The 18,082-nt window shown below is 37.1% G+C and carries 21 protein-coding genes and 2 other annotated features; of the genes, 20 read left to right on the top strand and 1 reads right to left on the bottom strand.

Going from position 1 to position 18,082, the window contains the following annotated elements; all coding sequences use genetic code 11:
- Positions 1-12: 12 nt before the first annotated feature.
- The 14 genes from mutM to NST46_RS17855 all read left to right on the top strand — a co-directional run bounded on the left by mutM (position 13) and on the right by NST46_RS17855 (position 12,433).
- Positions 13-840: a DNA-formamidopyrimidine glycosylase gene (gene mutM / locus NST46_RS17920; protein WP_095307307.1), complete on the top strand. Its 828-nt coding sequence runs from the start codon at positions 13-15 to the stop codon at positions 838-840.
- 13 nt (positions 841-853) lie between these two features.
- The gene (coaE, locus tag NST46_RS17915) at positions 854-1,453 is read left to right on the top strand and encodes a dephospho-CoA kinase (RefSeq protein ID WP_095307306.1); all 600 of its coding nucleotides are present in this window, start codon (positions 854-856) and stop codon (positions 1,451-1,453) included.
- Between the two features lie 181 nt (positions 1,454-1,634).
- Entirely contained in the window at positions 1,635-2,666 is a 1,032-nt protein-coding gene (locus tag NST46_RS17910; protein ID WP_341137538.1) for a glyceraldehyde-3-phosphate dehydrogenase, read from the top strand.
- A gap of 290 nt (positions 2,667-2,956) precedes the next feature.
- Positions 2,957-3,355: a cytosolic protein gene (locus tag NST46_RS17905; RefSeq protein ID WP_095307303.1), complete on the top strand. Its 399-nt coding sequence runs from the start codon at positions 2,957-2,959 to the stop codon at positions 3,353-3,355.
- Positions 3,356-3,383: 28 nt separating this feature from the next.
- Positions 3,384-3,848, top strand: coding sequence for a transcriptional regulator NrdR (gene nrdR / locus NST46_RS17900; protein WP_303447406.1), 465 nt, complete (start codon positions 3,384-3,386; stop codon positions 3,846-3,848).
- Between the two features lie 222 nt (positions 3,849-4,070).
- On the top strand, positions 4,071-5,411 hold the full coding sequence (locus tag NST46_RS17895) for a replication initiation and membrane attachment family protein (protein WP_341137537.1): 1,341 nt from the start codon (positions 4,071-4,073) through the stop codon (positions 5,409-5,411).
- Positions 5,412-5,437: 26 nt separating this feature from the next.
- Positions 5,438-6,364 carry a primosomal protein DnaI gene (gene dnaI / locus NST46_RS17890; protein ID WP_303447404.1) on the top strand — a complete coding sequence of 309 codons (927 nt, stop codon included), beginning with the start codon at positions 5,438-5,440 and terminating at the stop codon, positions 6,362-6,364.
- A gap of 206 nt (positions 6,365-6,570) precedes the next feature.
- Positions 6,571-7,419, top strand: coding sequence for a putative sporulation protein YtxC (ytxC, locus tag NST46_RS17885; RefSeq protein ID WP_095307292.1), 849 nt, complete (start codon positions 6,571-6,573; stop codon positions 7,417-7,419).
- Between the two features lie 64 nt (positions 7,420-7,483).
- Positions 7,484-7,713: a binding site (T-box leader), on the top strand.
- A 156-nt stretch (positions 7,714-7,869) separates the two neighbouring features.
- Complete coding sequence (thrS, locus tag NST46_RS17880) at positions 7,870-9,813, top strand: threonine--tRNA ligase (protein ID WP_341137536.1); 1,944 nt, start codon at positions 7,870-7,872, stop codon at positions 9,811-9,813.
- 157 nt (positions 9,814-9,970) lie between these two features.
- Positions 9,971-10,099 (top strand) — a sequence feature (ribosomal protein L20 leader region).
- A gap of 64 nt (positions 10,100-10,163) precedes the next feature.
- Complete coding sequence (gene infC, locus NST46_RS17875; RefSeq protein WP_118889054.1) at positions 10,164-10,667, top strand: translation initiation factor IF-3; 504 nt, start codon at positions 10,164-10,166, stop codon at positions 10,665-10,667.
- 77 nt (positions 10,668-10,744) lie between these two features.
- On the top strand, positions 10,745-10,939 hold the full coding sequence (gene rpmI / locus NST46_RS17870) for a 50S ribosomal protein L35 (protein WP_095307287.1): 195 nt from the start codon (positions 10,745-10,747) through the stop codon (positions 10,937-10,939).
- 64 nt (positions 10,940-11,003) lie between these two features.
- A complete protein-coding gene (rplT, locus tag NST46_RS17865; protein WP_095307286.1) occupies positions 11,004-11,360 on the top strand; it encodes a 50S ribosomal protein L20 in 357 nt (118 codons plus the stop codon).
- A 101-nt stretch (positions 11,361-11,461) separates the two neighbouring features.
- Positions 11,462-11,740, top strand: a complete 279-nt coding sequence (locus tag NST46_RS17860; protein ID WP_251661378.1) for a DUF1294 domain-containing protein — start codon at positions 11,462-11,464, stop codon at positions 11,738-11,740.
- Between the two features lie 93 nt (positions 11,741-11,833).
- The gene (locus NST46_RS17855; RefSeq protein ID WP_341137535.1) at positions 11,834-12,433 is read left to right on the top strand and encodes a TVP38/TMEM64 family protein; all 600 of its coding nucleotides are present in this window, start codon (positions 11,834-11,836) and stop codon (positions 12,431-12,433) included.
- Between the two features lie 63 nt (positions 12,434-12,496).
- On the opposite strand, the gene NST46_RS17850 is transcribed toward NST46_RS17855, so the two are convergent.
- Complete coding sequence (locus NST46_RS17850) at positions 12,497-12,892, bottom strand: sigma-w pathway protein ysdB (RefSeq protein WP_095307282.1); 396 nt, start codon at positions 12,890-12,892, stop codon at positions 12,497-12,499.
- Between the two features lie 244 nt (positions 12,893-13,136).
- On the opposite strand from NST46_RS17850, the gene dut reads away from it, so the two are divergent.
- The 6 genes from dut to NST46_RS17820 all read left to right on the top strand — a co-directional run bounded on the left by dut (position 13,137) and on the right by NST46_RS17820 (position 17,893).
- Complete coding sequence (gene dut / locus NST46_RS17845; RefSeq protein ID WP_303447402.1) at positions 13,137-13,574, top strand: dUTP diphosphatase; 438 nt, start codon at positions 13,137-13,139, stop codon at positions 13,572-13,574.
- A gap of 169 nt (positions 13,575-13,743) precedes the next feature.
- Complete coding sequence (locus tag NST46_RS17840; protein ID WP_341137534.1) at positions 13,744-14,829, top strand: M42 family metallopeptidase; 1,086 nt, start codon at positions 13,744-13,746, stop codon at positions 14,827-14,829.
- Between the two features lie 209 nt (positions 14,830-15,038).
- Positions 15,039-16,022: a ring-cleaving dioxygenase gene (locus tag NST46_RS17835; RefSeq protein WP_118889055.1), complete on the top strand. Its 984-nt coding sequence runs from the start codon at positions 15,039-15,041 to the stop codon at positions 16,020-16,022.
- Positions 16,023-16,242: 220 nt separating this feature from the next.
- Entirely contained in the window at positions 16,243-16,488 is a 246-nt protein-coding gene (locus NST46_RS17830) for a hypothetical protein (protein ID WP_341137533.1), read from the top strand.
- Complete coding sequence (locus NST46_RS17825) at positions 16,464-16,640, top strand: hypothetical protein (RefSeq protein WP_341137532.1); 177 nt, start codon at positions 16,464-16,466, stop codon at positions 16,638-16,640. Before NST46_RS17830 ends, NST46_RS17825 begins: the two co-directional genes overlap by 25 nt.
- 299 nt (positions 16,641-16,939) lie before the next feature.
- On the top strand, positions 16,940-17,893 hold the full coding sequence (locus tag NST46_RS17820) for a calcium/sodium antiporter (RefSeq protein ID WP_303447397.1): 954 nt from the start codon (positions 16,940-16,942) through the stop codon (positions 17,891-17,893).
- Positions 17,894-18,082 lie beyond the last annotated feature (189 nt).

The following is an 18,082-nucleotide window of genomic DNA, read 5'->3' as shown; positions in this document are numbered from 1 at the left end:
AGAAACAGCGAGATGCCAGAATTACCAGAAGTAGAAACAATAAAAAATACACTAAAACGATTTGTATTAGATAAAACGATTGACACGATAGATATACAATGGCCAAACATTATTAAAGAACCAAATGATACCGAGCATTTTAAAACCTTGCTGCAAGGACAAACGATTCGTGAGCTTTCAAGAAAAGGAAAGTTCTTAATGTTTTACTTTGATGATGTTGTACTTGTTTCCCATCTACGTATGGAAGGGAAATATAGTGTATACGATTCAAGTGAACCAATAAAAAAACATACCCATGTTACTTTCCGTTTTACGAATGGAGAAGAACTCCGGTACAATGACGTACGGAAATTTGGTACGATGCATGTCTATCCTAGAGGAAAAGAGTTTTTGAATAAACCGTTGAATCAGCTCGGACCAGAACCGTTCGATGAAGCATTTTCATTGGATTATTTCTATCAAAAGTTAAAAAAAACAGATCGCTATATTAAATCAACATTATTAGATCAGACCATTGTCACCGGGCTTGGTAATATATATGTGGATGAAACCTTATTCAGAGCCGGTGTCCACCCATTAAAAAGGGCAAGCAAGCTATCGAAGAAAGAAGTAAAAGCAATTCGCGAGCAAGCAATCAATACACTTGAAGAAGCTGTTCGAGCAGGCGGCACAACTATACGTTCCTATGTAAATGGTCAGGGCGATATGGGAATGTTCCAGCAAGAATTATACGTCTATGGACAGGAAAATAAAGCTTGTAAAAATTGCAGTAACACGATTACGAAAATGAAAATTGGTGGGCGAGGAACCCATATATGTACGTCATGTCAGAAGCTGTAAGAGGTGAAAAAAAGTGGCAATGGTTATTGGTCTAACAGGAAGTATTGCAACAGGAAAGAGCACTGTCTCACAAATGTTTAAAGACTTCGAGATACCAGTAGTCGATGCGGATAAAATTGCAAGAGAGGTCGTAAATCCCGGTGAAGAAGCATATGAGCGGGTTGTAAAAGTCTTTGGAGAATCAATTTTGCTTCCCAATCAGACGCTCGACCGAAAAGCACTAGGCTCGCTTATTTTTAAAGATGAAGCAAAGCGTAAGCTCCTTAATAGCATTATTCATCCAGCAATCCGTGAAAGAATCTTCGAGCGGAAAGATGCTCATATTAAAGCGGGAGAACAATGTGTCGTGCTTGATGTACCTTTATTATTTGAAGGGGACTATTCGAAAGTTGTTGATCGTACGATTGTTGTAGCTGTGGATGAAGCTGTTCAATTGGAAAGATTAATGAAACGTAACGAGCTCACAGAGGAAGAGGCGAGAGAGCGAATTAATTCCCAGCTTTCAATAAAAGAGAAGGCTAAGTTAGCCGATGCTGTCATTGATAACAATGGAACGATAGCACAATCTCGTGAGCAGTTGAAAAACCTTTTAAGTTTGTGGAACATACGTTAACAGAGAAGCCCGGGAAATGGACAGCCATTTTCCGGGTTTTAGTGTTCAAGACAATAGCATAAATGCAGAAATATATTTAAAAAACAGGGAAATTGTGCGACACAATTGCGTTATAATGTGATATACTATTTAATATAAAATAGATTAAAAGTATAACATATATGGGAGGAATAAGTTTCTTATGAACAAAACTCGTGTGGCCATAACAGGATTTGGTAGAATCGGGCGTATGGTATTTCGTCAAGCAATTGCAGATAATCAATTGGATGTAGTCGCTATCAATGCAAGCTATCCTCCTGAGACACTCGCACATCTTACTAAGTATGACAGTATTCACGGAATTTTTGATGGGGAAGTCGAAGCGCTTCATGACGGGATTGAAGTAAACGGAAAAAAAGTAACGCTTGTAAATTCTCGAGAACCAGAAAAGCTTCCATGGAAAGCTTTGGATATTGACGTCGTCATTGAAGCAACAGGAAAGTTCAAAACAAAGGAAAGTGCTGGATTGCACTTGAAAGCAGGAGCAAGAAAGGTTGTCATAACAGCGCCAGGAAAACAGGTGGATAAAACGATTGTAATTGGTGTAAATGAGGCAGCATATATGCCTGACGAAGATGACATTATTTCCAATGCCTCTTGTACAACAAACTGTCTTGCACCAATTGTGAAAGTGTTAGACGACAAGTTTTCAATCGATAATGGATTAATGACGACTGTACATGCTTTTACAGGAGATCAGAACAACTTGGATAACCCACATAAGGATCTGCGCCGTGCACGTGCATGCACACAATCGATAATTCCAACAACTACAGGGGCAGCAAAAGCATTAGGCGAGGTGTTACCACATTTAAAGGGCAGATTACATGGTATGGCTTTACGTGTACCAACACCGAATGTATCACTTGTTGATTTGGTTGTCGATGTGCATACTGCTGTTACGGCAGAGGAAGTAAATCAAGCTTTTAAAGAAGCTGCAGAAAACGAATTAAAAGGGATTGTTCACTATTCTGAGGACCCGCTTGTATCGATAGACTATACAACTACCGATTACTCAGCAATTGTTGATGGATTATCAACAATCGTTATGGGTGAGAATAAAATAAAAATAATTGCTTGGTATGATAATGAGTGGGGATATTCGAAAAGGGTACTTGACTTAACAAAATATGTTGGAAGCTATATATATCAACGAGAAGTTAAAATTTCATAAAAAATGTTAACACCCGCTTCTCAAGTTGAAGCGGTTTTTTTTAGGCTGAAATCATAAGCTAGGACTTGATTGTAAAGTTTCATCGTGTAAAATAAAATTTTACTAGATGTTATTTATGAGAAAATCGATTTATATACAATCTTTTATTTTCATAGCTTAAAAAAATATCGTTAATGACTTTCTTTCCATACGCTTTTTGAGTTCAACTAGTGGAATTATATAAAACATGTTAAAATAGAATGTACTACAAACACGTTCAAATAGAAAACTTACAGGTTGGGGTGCGAAAAATGTCGATTGGCAATACGTTGAAAAAGTATTTTAGTAATCATGCGGAAACAGCTGAGGCTCATTTTGATCCAGCTTTACGAACGCATTATTATAAGACAACGAAGGAAAAAGCACTTGCGATATTAGAGAACTATTTCGGTAATCATGGAACATATGAAGTAAATGCAATTTCTCAGGAACACGGGGAAATAAGTGTAAACCGCACGAAGGGAAAAAAGGTATTTATTGTGGCAACTGTGATTATGGTAAGACCATTTCATACAGCAATTGATTTTTCAGTTACGACTGAATCGATTATGCCATTTGATTTAGGATATAGTACGAAAGTAATTGCACAGCTATATGAAAAGGTGAATACGGAATTGCCCTTAATCGACGATAAGTATCGAAGAGCGTGAATGAACGGACGAATGGGGTTGAACGAAAATGCGATGTTCGAATTGCCAAAATAAGAATACAAAGGTTTTAGATTCCCGACCAATCGAAGAGGGAAGATCCATTAGAAGACGCAGAGAATGTGAGAAATGTGGTTTTCGCTTTACTACATTTGAACGGGTCGAAGAACTTCCACTAATTGTCGTCAAAAAAGATGGAGCAAGACAGGAATTTTCCCGTGAAAAGCTAACACGAGGTCTTATTAGAGCATGTGAGAAACGACCAGTGCCATTAGAAACAATGGAGGCCTTGGCTTTAGATGTAGAAAGAGAGATGCGTAATTCAGGCATGTCCGAAGTATCCAGTCATGAAATTGGTGAACTAGTAATGGAGAGATTAGCTAAGGTTGATGAAGTTTCCTATGTTCGGTTTGCTTCGGTATATAGGCAATTTAAGGACATTACCGTCTTTTTAGATGAATTAAAGGATATTATTAATACGGATAAAAACAAATAGTCCTTGGAAGGTTGCTCAAAAAGTCCGGTGAAAATGACACATCGAGATCAGTAGATCTTCGACTAAGTACGACAGGTCCTGTGTCGAACGTCGAAGTCACGACATCCTGTGGAAGCCCGGTACTCAAAGCGTCGCCGCCTCGAACTTCTCGGTCCTTTTCATCCTCCTTTTTGAACAGTTATTTGTAAGTTACTTATTTGTAAGTATAGAGGTGTGTGAAACATGAATTTTATTGGACAAATCTTGCCGGTGGACGGCTATATCGTATCACAAAAAGAAACGTTGCCGGTAGACTATGCCAAATCATTGACCCATCTGTATCAGCCATTGCTTGGTATAAAGGCGATAGCACTGTACCAAACCCTTTTGCATGACATCGATTTAAATCAGGAACAAGCTCCACAGACACATCATACGTTAATGAATTACTTGGACCTTCCTTTAGATGAAATCTTTCAAGCTCGATTGAAACTAGAGGGGATAGGTTTGCTGAAAACCTATAAGCAAAATTGGGAGTCAAGTGATTTATATACATATGAATTACAGAGCCCATTTGCGCCAAGTAATTTTTTTAAAGATGCGATGCTTTCTCAGCTACTGTATCATCATTTAGGTGATCAAAAATTCGAGCTGTTGAAAAACTATTATGGAAGGCAAACAACACCAGGATATGGTGTAAATATTACAGCTGCCTTTAGTGAAGTATTTCAAACCTTTACGCCATCTGCAGAAATATTAGAAGTGGATGATAATAGGGGAGCAGAACCTAAGGAAGATACGGAAACAACTGATTTTACTTGGATTGAACAAATGCTGAAACAACGAATGGTTCCTCATGCAAAAGTATTAACCACGGAAAATCGTCGTTTGATTTCGCAAATGATGGTTTTATACGAATTAGATACGCATGAAATAGACAAGTCTTTACTTTGGGCGCTAAACGATGAAAATCGATTGGATACAGAAGAATTTAAAACAGCTTGTCATGATTTGTTTAAGGCAAAAAATCACCAAAAACCAATCCGACTTGCCAAAAAAGTTGACGTCTCAGAAACAAAGCAGATTTCGTATAAACCGAAAACCAAAGAGGAAATCCTCGTTGAAAGATTAGAGACGATGTCACCAAAACAGCTTTTAGAAGATTTATCGAATGGAAATCATGCCTCTGAACAGGATATGAAAGCTATTCGTGATGTTATGACAACTCAGGGTCTGCCTGGTCCTGTAATGAATGTACTCATTCATTATGTACTGCTACAGACGAACATGAAATTATCAAAAGCATACCTTGAAAAGATTGCTAGCCACTGGTCGCGAGCGAATATTCAAACTGCTAAAGAGGCAATGGTTTTTGCGAAGAAGGAGCAAGCAAGCTTCCAAAATGCTGTAAAACGTAAAACTGCTTATAACAAAAAGCCGGTTTCGAAGGAAGTAATACCAGATTGGTTTAAAGATAGAAAGCATAAGCAAGAAACACAACCAGCAGCAAATCAAAACGTCGTGATGACAGAAGAACAGAAGCGAATTGCTGCCCGACTTAGACAATACTCCAATGGAAATTAAATTTATGTAGTGTTAGGATGATGGCATTGAAACCAATACAATCCACATTAAAGGCATGGATGCAAAAGAATGAAAGCTTTAAAGATAATTATGTCAAAATAAGAAATGAAGTACTGAATGACCCTGAAATCAAGGAGTTTCTCTCCCTTCATCCCAATCTGTCACAAGAAGAGATTAATAAAAGCCTTATTAAACTTTATGAATATACAACACAATCAAAACAGTGTGACCAATGTGCTTCATATGGATCATGTAAAAATATGGTTCCTGGCTATTCGCCAATTTTACATGTGGAAAAAGATGAAATTAGACTATCTTATGAAAAGTGTCATAGCAGGGTTATGTATGAGAAGGAACGGGAACAGCAAAAATTGATTCAAAGTTTGCATGTTCCTAAAGAAATACTTCAAGCTTCAATGGTAGATATTATCAATGATGAGAGTAGAATTGAGGCTATTGCAGAGTTGCTTGACTTTCTAGATCAAGCAAAAACAAAGCTTCCAAGCAAAGGTCTATATTTTCACGGTCAGTTTGGTGTAGGAAAAACATATTTATTAGGTGCACTCGCCAATGAATTGAAAAAGCTTGGTTTATCGTCAACACTTATCTATATGCCAGAATTTGTTCGAGAAATAAAAGCTTCTTTTAAAGATGACTCGACAAACGAGAAAATTGATTATTTTAAGAAAGCAGATGTGCTGATGCTCGATGATATAGGTGCAGAGCTGCAATCGGCTTGGTTCCGTGATGAAATTCTCGGTTCGGTTCTTCAATACCGTATGATGGAGCGACTACCTGTATTCTTTACGTCGAATTATGACCTCGAACAATTGGAATTACAGTTAGCCACAACCAAAAGTGGAGTAGAATCGGTAAAAGCAGGCAGAATTATAGAACGTATTAGACAGGTGAGTAAACCTGTGAAAATGGATGGGCCAAATCGGCGCTTATAAAGTCTGAGGAAATAAACCCTCGGGCTTTTTGTTTTTCAAGAGAATATCTCTAGCAACTAACACTCCAAGTTAAAATAAGACCTGTTATCAAGCCAGTAATCTGTATGATTTAAAATATTCCTGTTTTAAATTTCGCACTTTATTCATTTTTTCAATTGTTTGTCCATATAATGTAACAGTTTGGTCGTGGATGAGGGTGATATTGATTGCTGGAGGTATATTTTGAATCAGACAAAGAAGTAATTAGCTTTTGTGAACATTTATTTCGCAGTCATAAACAAATTGAGTTGAATTGGAAAACAGATGATAAGTGGGGGAATCATCTGCAGTTTAAGGAGCATGTAGCTACAAAGGAATTGATGGATGCCATTACAGATACAATGGCAAATGTGTTTATGACTCACCGGTTACGTACAATGGTAAATCGAATTATTCAGGAGCACTACTATTATACGAACAATGAAGAGATTGAGCGAATTCATGATCTGACCTATTGGATTATAACTGGTGAGGATGAAGAAAGTAAGCGGCTTCGAGAGAACAAAAATCATCATGCATTTTTAAAGTCTTTATTTACTGAAAGTTTAAAAGAGAGTTTTGTTATTCACTTTGATTCCATCGTGAATTTCCGTTTGAAACCATTTAAGGATAAACTTATTTATTTTGTTGGCTTAGCAATTGATGAATTCAGGCGAGAAGAAGACCATCAAGCGTTTGTGGACATGCTTCGGGCATATGTGGAGAAGAAAGAACCAGGTTTACCAGTTATTCATATATTACAAGGAAGTGACTTTGCCTTTTTTAAACAAAATGGGAAGCAGATGACAAACATAGAGCTACGGGTTTTAATGAAACAGGAGCCACTCTATATTGTTGGCTTGCATGACAATGAATTTAATCTTGCGCCACTAATTGCAATGGCACCTGAAAAGCTAAAAATTTATGGCGATGATCCTGCAGAACCGAAAACATTAACGGTAATTAATGTTTTCCAAGAAAAAGTGGATTTCGAACCAATTAGCAATTTTCCTTTTCCTTATTATTTGAATAAATGATTTATCTAGTACTTGATTTTCCTCGAATGTAAAGCTATAATACACATTATACAATTGGAATGAATGAAAAGTATTGAGAAGGACATGATTATTTGCATTCGTATAGCTATGAAGAGAAGGAAGTCAAAGGCTGGAAGCTTCCTCTATACAAACAAATAATTACCACCTTTGAACTCTGTCAGTGAACCTAAAAGTAATTGACAGCGTAGCTTCTGCGTTAAAGAATGAATGAAGCCGTAATTAAATTACGGGAATTAGGGTGGAACCACGATGTATCCAACACTCGTCCCTTTGCATTAAGTGCAGAGGGATGGGTGTTTTTTAATTTGTATCCAAAAAGCGGAAGTTCCTTTAGTTGCTGGGTGCTAGAGTGGACGTGGCTGTTTTGGCAGCTAAATTATTCGTATCATTCAAATTTATAGGTTTAAACGAGGAAAAGGAGTGTTTCAATTGGCAGAAATTATCATTACATTTCCCGATGGAGCTGAAAAGAGCTTTCCGCAAGGCACAACAGGGGAAAAAATCGCAGCATCCATTTCATCAGGGTTAAAGAAACAAGCATTAGCAATTAAACTGGATGGTGAGCTTGTAGACTTACGCCGTGGACTAGAATCTGGCGGGAAGCTTGAAATCATTACGTACAAAGATGAAGAAGGCATCGAAGTGATGCGTCATTCAGCTGCGCATTTGCTGGCACAAGCTGTGAAACGACTTTATAAAGATGTGAAGTTAGGTGTAGGTCCTGTCATCGAAGAAGGATTCTACTATGATATTGATATGGAACATACCTTAACTCCAGAAGATCTTCCGAAGATTGAAAAAGAAATGAAGCGTATCATCGATGAAAATTTAGAAATTAAGCGCGTAGAGGTATCACGTAATGAAGCCCAAGTTCGATTCCAAGCTATCGGTGATGACCTAAAGCTAGAATTAATTGATGCGATTCCTGAAGGTGAGCAAGTAACCATTTACGAGCAGGGTGAATTTTTTGACCTATGTCGCGGAATTCATGTCCCATCTACGAGTAAAATCAAGGCATTTAAATTACTAAGCATCTCTGGAGCTTATTGGCGTGGAGATAGTAACAACAAACAATTGCAACGTATCTATGGAACTGCATTTGAAAAGCCAAAAGAGCTTGAAGAACACTTACGTATTTTAGAAGAGCGAAAAGAACGTGATCATCGTAAATTAGGAAAAGAACTCGACTTATTTACGGTATCACAAAAGGTTGGTCAAGGATTACCATTATGGTTACCAAAAGGAGCAACTATCCGTCGCAACATAGAGCGTTATATTGTTGATCTGGAGGAGCGTTTAGGATATGATCATGTCTACACTCCAGTACTGGGAAGTAAAACATTATATGAAACAAGTGGACACTGGGATCATTATCAGGATGATATTTTCCCGCCAATGGAGATGGACAATGAAACGTTAATTCTTCGTCCGATGAATTGTCCGCATCATATGATGGTATTTAAAAATAATTTATGGAGCTACCGACAACTTCCTGTTCGTATTGCAGAGCTTGGTACAATGCATCGTCACGAAATGAGTGGAGCACTTGCAGGGCTTCAGCGTGTTCGTGGAATGACGTTGAATGATGCGCATATTTTTGCCCGTCCAGATCAGTTGAAAGATGAATTTGTCCGCGTTGTTGAATTAGTTCAAAAAGTATACAAGGACTTTGGTATTGATAATTACTATTTCCGACTTTCTTATCGCGATCCGGAAGATAAAGAGAAATATATCGATAATGATGAAATGTGGGAAAAAGCACAAGCAACTTTAAAAGAAACAATGGATGATATGAACCTTGAATATGTGGAAGCAGAAGGTGAAGCAGCGTTCTATGGTCCGAAGCTTGATATCCAGGTAAAAACTGCTCTTGGAAAAGATGAAACACTATCAACGGTTCAATTGGACTTCCACTTACCAGAACGTTTTGATTTAACTTATATTGGGGAAGATGGAAAAGAACATCGTCCAGTCGTTATCCACCGTGGTGTTGTTTCTACAATGGAACGTTTTGTTGCATTCTTAATTGAGGAATATAAAGGTGCATTCCCAACTTGGCTTGCTCCTGTTCAAGTGAAGGTTATCCCAGTTTCTCCACAAGTACATCTTGATTACGCAAAAGATATTGTAGACAAACTTAGATTACAAGGTGTACGGGTCGAATTGGATGAACGCGATGAGAAAATCGGCTATAAAATCCGCGAAGCACAGACACAAAAAGTTCCATTTGCCCTCGTATTAGGCGATAAAGAAGTTGAAGGAAATGCTGTGAGCTATCGCCGTTATGGAGAACAAAAAACAGAGTCTCTTGCATACGATGATTTTGAAGCACTTATTAAAGAGGAGATTGCAGAGAAAAAATTAAGAAAGTAAGGTATTTTCAGCGTAAAAGTTCTGTAGAAAACCTATTTCTTTGTATTGTACCTGCACTATGCTATACTAGAATTAATAGAAAATGTGTATCTTCAAAAAAAGTTGACATAAATGATAGATAATGATACACTAACAAAGTTGATAAATTGAATGATCTTAAGACAAGTAGAAGCACCCGCTTCTCACCTGATTGACGCCGTTATGGTAGTTGACGGGTTCCGAACTCTTTTTTATAAAGTTATTGGAGACGTGTGGGTGCATGAAGTGCCCACACTTTTTTCATGCATAAAATCTTGTCAAGATAGATCAGTAACAAAAATATTTGGAGGTGGCTGGCTATTAGCAAGGATATGAACGTCAATGAGAAGATTCGTGCGAGAGAAGTACGACTTATCGATTCAAATGGTGATCAGCTGGGAGTTAAAACACGTCAGGAAGCATTGGAAATTGCACAAACACGCAATCTCGACTTAGTACTTGTTGCTCCAAACGCAAAACCACCAGTGTGTCGTATCATGGACTACGGGAAATATCGATTTGAGCAACAGAAGAAAGAAAAAGAAGCACGTAAGAAACAAAAAGTAATTAATATTAAAGAAGTTCGCTTTACTCCAGGAATCGGAGATCATGACTTTGAAACAAAGTTGAAAAATGCTCGTAAATTCTTGGAAAAAGGGGACAAAGTGAAAGCAGCAGTTCGTTTTCGTGGGCGTGCAATTACGCATAAAGAACTTGGTCGTGAAGTGTTAGATCGCTTTGCAGAGGAAGTTAAAGATATTGCTACAATTGAAACGAAACCGAAAATGGAAGGTCGTAACATGTTCATGATGGTTGCGCCATTAGCTGAAAAATAATCTAGCTTATAGTAAAGTGTTCAAGTTAAAATCTTTTTAAGCTGAGGTGCTTGAACCAATTCAAGGAGGAAATTATTATGCCTAAAATGAAAACTCATAGCGGAACAGCGAAACGTTTCAAACGTACAGGTTCTGGAAAATTAAAAAGATCTCATGCATATACAAGCCATATGTTTGCAAACAAATCTCAAAAACAGAAGCGTAAATTGCGTAAAAGTGCAGTGGTTTCTTCAGGAGATTTCAAACGTATCAAAGCAATGATACCTAAATAAGTTAAAAAATAAACGAAACGATTGAATATATATTGTTTTACAATTGTACTAGGAGGGAATTATTATGCCACGTGTAAAAGGTGGAACAGTAACACGCAGACGTCGTAAACGCGTCCTTAAATTAGCTAAAGGTTATTATGGAGCAAAGAGTACTTTATTTAGAGTTGCAAAACAACAAGTAATGAAATCAGGTCAATACGCTTATCGTGACCGCAGACAGAAAAAACGTGATTTCCGTAAATTATGGATCGCACGTATTAATGCTGCTGCTCGTTTGAATGATATTTCTTACAGCAAATTAATGCACGGTCTTAAATTAGCAGGAATTGAAGTAAACCGTAAAATGTTGTCAGAGCTTGCTATTAATGATGAAAAAGCATTCGCACAATTAGTAAGTCAAGCAAAAGACGCTTTAAAATAATGATATTAAAGGGGCCAAATCCGAATTATGCTTGGATTTGGCCTTTTTCTCTTTATAACAGAATACATAGACAAAAACTCGAATATCAAGGAGGAACGAGAATGGAAGAACATAGCTCGTTTATTATGTATCTAATTAGTGTCAATATCATAGGCTTTATCCTAATGTATATTGATAAACGAAAGGCGATGAAAAAGCAATATCGCATTCCAGAGCGAACGTTTTGGGCATTGGCTATTCTTGGTAGCGCACTTGGAACATATATCGGTATGAAATTATTCCGTCATAAAACAAAACATCGCTCCTTTATGATTGGTATGCCATTTTTATTCATTGTGAATATCGTTTGCTGTATCTATATTTTCTTCTTTATGTCATAAAGGCTCGTCTCTTGTCATATACATGTACTGTAAGCGGGGATGGTGCCGGGCATGATTTGGTTTCAGGTTGGTGCAAGACCAAGGAGGTTGTTTATGGAGTTATTTGGGAACTACGTACTGGCTTTTGTTGAGATGGGAGGTTTATTCGCACCGCTTTTCTTTATTTTATTCCATTTACTTCGGCCATTGTTTTTCCTGCCAGTCGTATTTATTTGTATCTCTGGTGGTGTATTATTTGGCCCGATGGCAGGTACCGTTTACTCCATTATAGGCATTACGTTATCTAGCATGTTTTTCTATCTAATGATTGACCGCATGCCGAAATCATTAGATCGGCTAATTCGTGTCAAACAGAAGCTATTGGGAAAGCATGGAGAATTGAACACGTCACAGGTTACCTTACTTCGGCTCATACCGTTTATCCATTTCCATCTGTTGTCACTTTGCCTTATTGAGGTTTCCTCAAGTTTCAAAGGGTATATGAAATCATCCTTATTATCCAATATTCCTTTAGCAGCGATTTATACCTTTATCGGTGGTTGGTTGTCCAACCTAACTCCACTTCATCTCTTCGTATTTTTAGTAGCCTTATTACCACTGCTGTATATTTTAAGGAGCAAAGAAATTATTATTAAATGGCAGGATTTCTTCCCGATATCCGAACATGAAAATCACTCATCTATTAAAATATAGGTGAGTGATTTTTTTTGCCATGCATAAACGATCTGTAATAACCCCAATGAATGAAGTTTCACTTTATTCAATCGGTGTCAAAATTAATTCATTGATTGGATGTTTCCACGTGATTTTTGCATATGGATAATGAATCAGGATTTCTTTCTCTAAAAAATATAAATCATCTCTTGTAAAACCACGTAGCTCGATTGGATCCCGTACAGTAATATGGATATCAACTACTTCAAAAGAATCTTCTGTTGTTCCAAGATATTTTTCACCATCAAATAGGCAGCCTTTATAAACAAGCTGCAAGTTTCTCTTGTTATCATACGTATCATCGTGGAAAAAGAAGTCATTGGATTCCTTAGCGATCCGCACCCTTCTTTCAGGATTACGAATATATTGAATCCACGTATAGACGAGGAGAACTAAGGCAATTACAATTAAAACGCGGAATAAAAGAACTACAACCATGTCACATCGTCTCCCTGTTTTTACTTTTAGATACATAAAAAGCCTTTTAGATGTTCATACGAACTAAGGTCGAGATAGGTTTCACTTATTTTAAAAAAACATGATACAATATGGAAGCGTACTAAATCTAGCTTGAATCAGGACTTTCTTCTTTAAAAAATCTTACCAGTATACATATATGAAATAACATAACACGTTATATATAATTGACTGGCATAAAATATGAATAAAATGGGGGATAGAAATGACACATACATTAAAAATTAAGCTAATCCATGAAGATGCGAAAATGCCATACCGCGCGAATGAAGGCGATGCGGGCTTAGATTTATTTTCAATAGAGGAAGAAATTATCAAAGCTGGAGAAACTGCATTAATACGTACAGGAATCCAGATGGAATTGCCGAAGGGGACAGAAGCACAGGTTAGACCGAGAAGTGGGTTAGCTTTAAAACATGCTATCACGGTATTGAATAGCCCAGGAACAATTGATGAAGGATATCGAGGAGAAATCAAGATTATTTTAATTAACCATGGAAAAGAAGATTTTAAAGTAGAAAAACAAATGAGAATAGCTCAGATGGTTATTGCTCCGGTCTTAAAAGTAAAACTAGTTCAAGAGGAGGATGCATTATCTAGCTCTGATCGAGACAGCGGAGGTTTTGGTTCTTCTGGTGTATAAAAGTAAAGCTAATAAAGATACCCCTATTTGACGTTGTTCGTTTGATACATACTTTTTTAAAAAAGAGATACATTAGTAGAAGTAGATAAAACATATTCAGGTTTGTGGTTTTCTTTATGAAGCGTATAATGAGTAGTACATAAACTAAACACGGGAGGTTTTTTTACATATGACCAAGTTAGATGAAACGCTATCCATGCTTAAAGCCTTAACGGATGCAAATGGCATTCCGGGTAATGAAAAAGAAGTGAGGGACGTATTTGAATCCTATATTCGTCCACTTGCTGATGAGGTAACAGTAGATAATCTTGGAAGCTCGATTGCTAAAAAAGTTGGCAAAGCGGATGGCCCGAAAATTATGGTTGCGGGTCACTTGGATGAAATTGGCTTTATGGTTACGCGCATTGATGATAATGGTTTCGTTTACTTTCAAACGGTTGGAGGCTGGTGGAATCAAGTTATGCTAGCACAGCGTGTTACCATTATGGGAAGTAAAGGAGATATAACAGGTGTTATCGGCTCAAAACCTCCGCATATTCTAAGTGCAGAAGCACGTAAGAAGCCATACGAAATTAAAGATATGTTTATTGATATTGGGGCATCCAGCAAAGAGGAAGTAACAGAATTTGGTGTGAAGCCAGGCGATTCGGTTGTACCTTATTTTGAATTTACACCAATGAAAAATGAAAAATTATTGCTTGCAAAAGCATGGGACAATCGAATTGGACTTGCAATTGCCATCGAAGTATTGAAGCGATTAAAAGATGGAGAACATCCGAATGTTGTCTATGGTGTAGGTACGATTCAGGAAGAGGTAGGCTTACGTGGAGCAAAGACTTCAGCTCATGCAATTCAACCCGATATCGGCTTTGGTGTTGATGTAGGAATTGCCGGAGATACTCCTGGAATTAAAGAGAGTGATGCAGATAGTAAACTCGGAAAGGGTCCACAAATTGTCTTATATGATGCTTCCATGGTATCCCATAAAGGCTTGCGTGATCTTGTTGTGAAAACTGCTGATGAGAAGAATATTCCATATCAATTTACATCGATGGCAGGTGGGGGCACCGATTCCGGATCCATTCATTTAACAGGACACGGAGTACCATCCCTATCTATTACGATTGCAACACGTTATATTCATTCCCATGCTGGCATTTTACATCGAGATGACTTCGAAAACGCAGTAAAATTAATTGTGGAAGTGATTAAGAAATTAGATGCAACCACGGTTAGAGAGCTTGCATTAGCATAAATAGATGGACTTTTTTATATACACATGCTTTTTGACTTTTGTAAACTCGGAACAGGCAGATTTAAGCCAGGTTCCGGGTTTTTTATTAGCAAATTACTCGTTAGTTATAATTTGTAACTATTGACAGTAAGAAATGTACATGTTATATTTATATTTAATTAAAGATGTTTTAATTACGATATATTCTTAACTACATGGAGGAATTATAAATGAACCAGTTACAAGGAATGCACCATGTTACTGCCATTACAAGCAGTGCGGAAAAGAACTATGAATTTTTTACTTTTACATTAGGAATGCGTCTTGTTAAAAAGACAGTTAACCAGGATGACATTCAAACCTATCATTTATTCTTCGCAGATGATGAAGGAAATGCTGGAACAGATATGACGTTCTTTGATTTTCCAGGAATACCAAAAGGAGTTCATGGAACAAATGAGATAGCTAAAACATCCTTCCGCGTGCCGAGCGATGCAGCATTAGAATATTGGGTAAAACGTTTCGATCGTTTAGAAGTGAAGCACACAGGTATTAAAGAACAATTCGGTAAAAAGACATTATCATTTATTGATTTTGATGAACAGCACTACCAGTTAATTTCTGATGAACATAATGCAGGGATTGCTTCAGGTACTCCTTGGAAAAATGGGCCAATTCCATTAGAGTATGCAATTACCGGATTAGGACCAATTTTTGTCCGAATTGCTCAATTTGATTATTTTAAAGAGGTGCTTGAAAAAGTATTCGGGTTTAAAGAAATTGCACAAGAGAAAGATTTTCATCTATTTGAAGTTGGAGAGGGTGGAAATGGAGCACAAGTAGTTGTTGAACATAATACCGTGCTTCCGGTTGCTCGTCAAGGCTATGGTACAGTACACCACGCTGCCTTCGCAGTAGAAGATCGCGCTGAACTCGATGAATGGAACAAACGCATGCAGGGATTTGGCTTCCAGACGTCAGGCTTTGTTGACCGTTTCTTCTTTGGATCGCTTTATGCTCGTGTTGCACCACAAATTTTATTTGAATTTGCAACAAAGGGACCTGGATTCATGGGCGATGAGCCATATGAAACACTTGGTGAAAAATTATCATTGCCGCCATTCCTTGAGAAGAAACGTGAACAGATCGAAAAAATGGTGCGTCCAATTGATACAGTGAGAAGCACCATTCAAATTGAAAAAGAATATGAATAAGAGTTGAGCACGGCTGTGATGCAGCCGTGCTTTTTACGATCTAATTTATAATTTTTAAAGTCAGTATAGCTGATAATGAATTGTAAAGATTAACAAAAATTCCTGTTCAACTTAGCATTTTTTATTAGAAAACGAGCATTTAGTAAATCTTTTAAAGGATTTTCTTAAATAAGTAGTTTAATGTAAACTGAATTTATATAGGAATGATGTATGGAGGTGTGTGAAAAATCTACTTAAATTAACGGAGAGAAGAGTTGAACATGGAAATATATTTTTTACAGTAGTTATTGGAGGTAATAAAGAAATGTCTGGAATTACATTTTTAGCGTCATCCAAACCTTTTATAATACCAGATGAAATTCAAGATTATAATAATCAGACTATTTTTGAAAAAATGGAAGATTGGGTAAGTCTATCGGTGAATGAAGTAGATAATTCTGTATGGGAGCAATTAGAGTTCAGATAGAGGGCAGTATTTATGCAAATAACAGTGACGATTTAACACAAGAAGAATTTTTAGATGCGTTTATTGAATTTGTTGAAAATAGAGGTTGGAGTTTTGGTGGAGGTAGTTTCCAAATCGATGAGGAGGGAAACCATATAGATGATATCGAATAGATTGTTTCACTAACGGGTGCAAGAGTGAAGCAAGACTTGGTTTTTGCTGGTGTAGCAATTTGGTTATGGGCTAATCCGATTTATTTTTAAAAAAATAGAAGTAATAATCAAGGTATTGACGCCGTTCCACTATACCAGCTAACATCAGAAAAGATTGTACTGCAATAGCCTGTGCCCCTGAATTAGTGCGTCCTTTTAGAAGTAGTTTTACATTATCATTTTTAATTCCGTAATAATAGGGTATGTATTTATAGTAATTAGAAAAAATACAAACTGAACGAGATAGGGAGAACAAATATATGGCTTATATTTTATTAATTATTGGCTTTGCATTGTTGATAAAAGGTGCTGACCTTTTTGTTGACGGATCTTCCAATATTGCTAAACTGTTACGGGTTCCGTCTATTTTAATCGGCTTAACCATTGTGGCTTTTGGAACCAGTTCACCGGAAGCAACTGTCAGTATTATTGCAGCACTGGAAGGAAATGCAGATGTTGCACTGGGGAACGTAGTTGGAAGCAATATTTTTAACATTACCCTTGTTGCTGGCGTGGCAGCTTTCTTATATCCTTTGAGAGTTGAAAATGAGACTATTAGAAAAGAAATCCCATTTACCTTACTCGCAAGTGCGGCATTGCTAATTCTTATGAGTGATATTGCATTGCAAGGATCTGGTAGCAACTTGCTGACACGCAATGATGGATTTATCTTTTTATTGTTCTTATCCATCTTTATGTACTATGTAATTGAAATTGGACTTAAAAGCCGAAAAGATACAGCAGACGAACCAGTCACTGAGGAGATCAGCTGGGGTAAAAATATATTAATTACCATATTAGGGTTGGCTGCAATTATATTTGGGGGGGATCTGGTAGTAGCTAACGGTACAGAAATTGCTTACTCTCTTGGCATGAGTGAAACATTGGTGGGGTTAACGATTATTGCAATTGGAACATCCCTTCCTGAACTTGTTACTTCCGTCTCTGCAGCACTGAAAAAAGAAAGTGAAATCGCACTCGGCAATATTGTCGGGAGTAATATTTTTAATATCTTATTTGTGCTTGGTGCCTCGGCTTCTATCTCTCCATTAGCGGCAAATGATAAAATGTTTATTGATGTCATTCTTATGATTGCACTGACTATTATATTATTGGTATTCTCAAGAACCAGCTTCAAAGTTGGAAAGCGGGAAGGATTAGTGCTTGTCGCCGCCTACATTATTTACTTAGTGTATATTATATTACGGAATTAATGAAATAGCCGTTCATTTTTTATAGGCGTAGTTCTTGATATACATGCAAGATTGTTAGCTTACCCGGATAATATACTTATATAATACAAACGGACGCAAAAGTTAAACGAAGCGAATATTAAAACAGTCGCTTTTTTCTTCGAGGATTATTGTTTGAATAGTATGCTATTATTACAAAAGGAGTTATCT

The sequence above is a fragment of the Oceanobacillus sp. FSL W7-1309 genome (assembly GCF_038002145.1).
Lineage (GTDB): Bacteria > Bacillota > Bacilli > Bacillales > Amphibacillaceae > Oceanobacillus > Oceanobacillus profundus.
The sequence above is the reverse complement of the archived record's forward strand: the minus strand, read 5'-3'. Positions and strand labels throughout refer to the sequence as shown.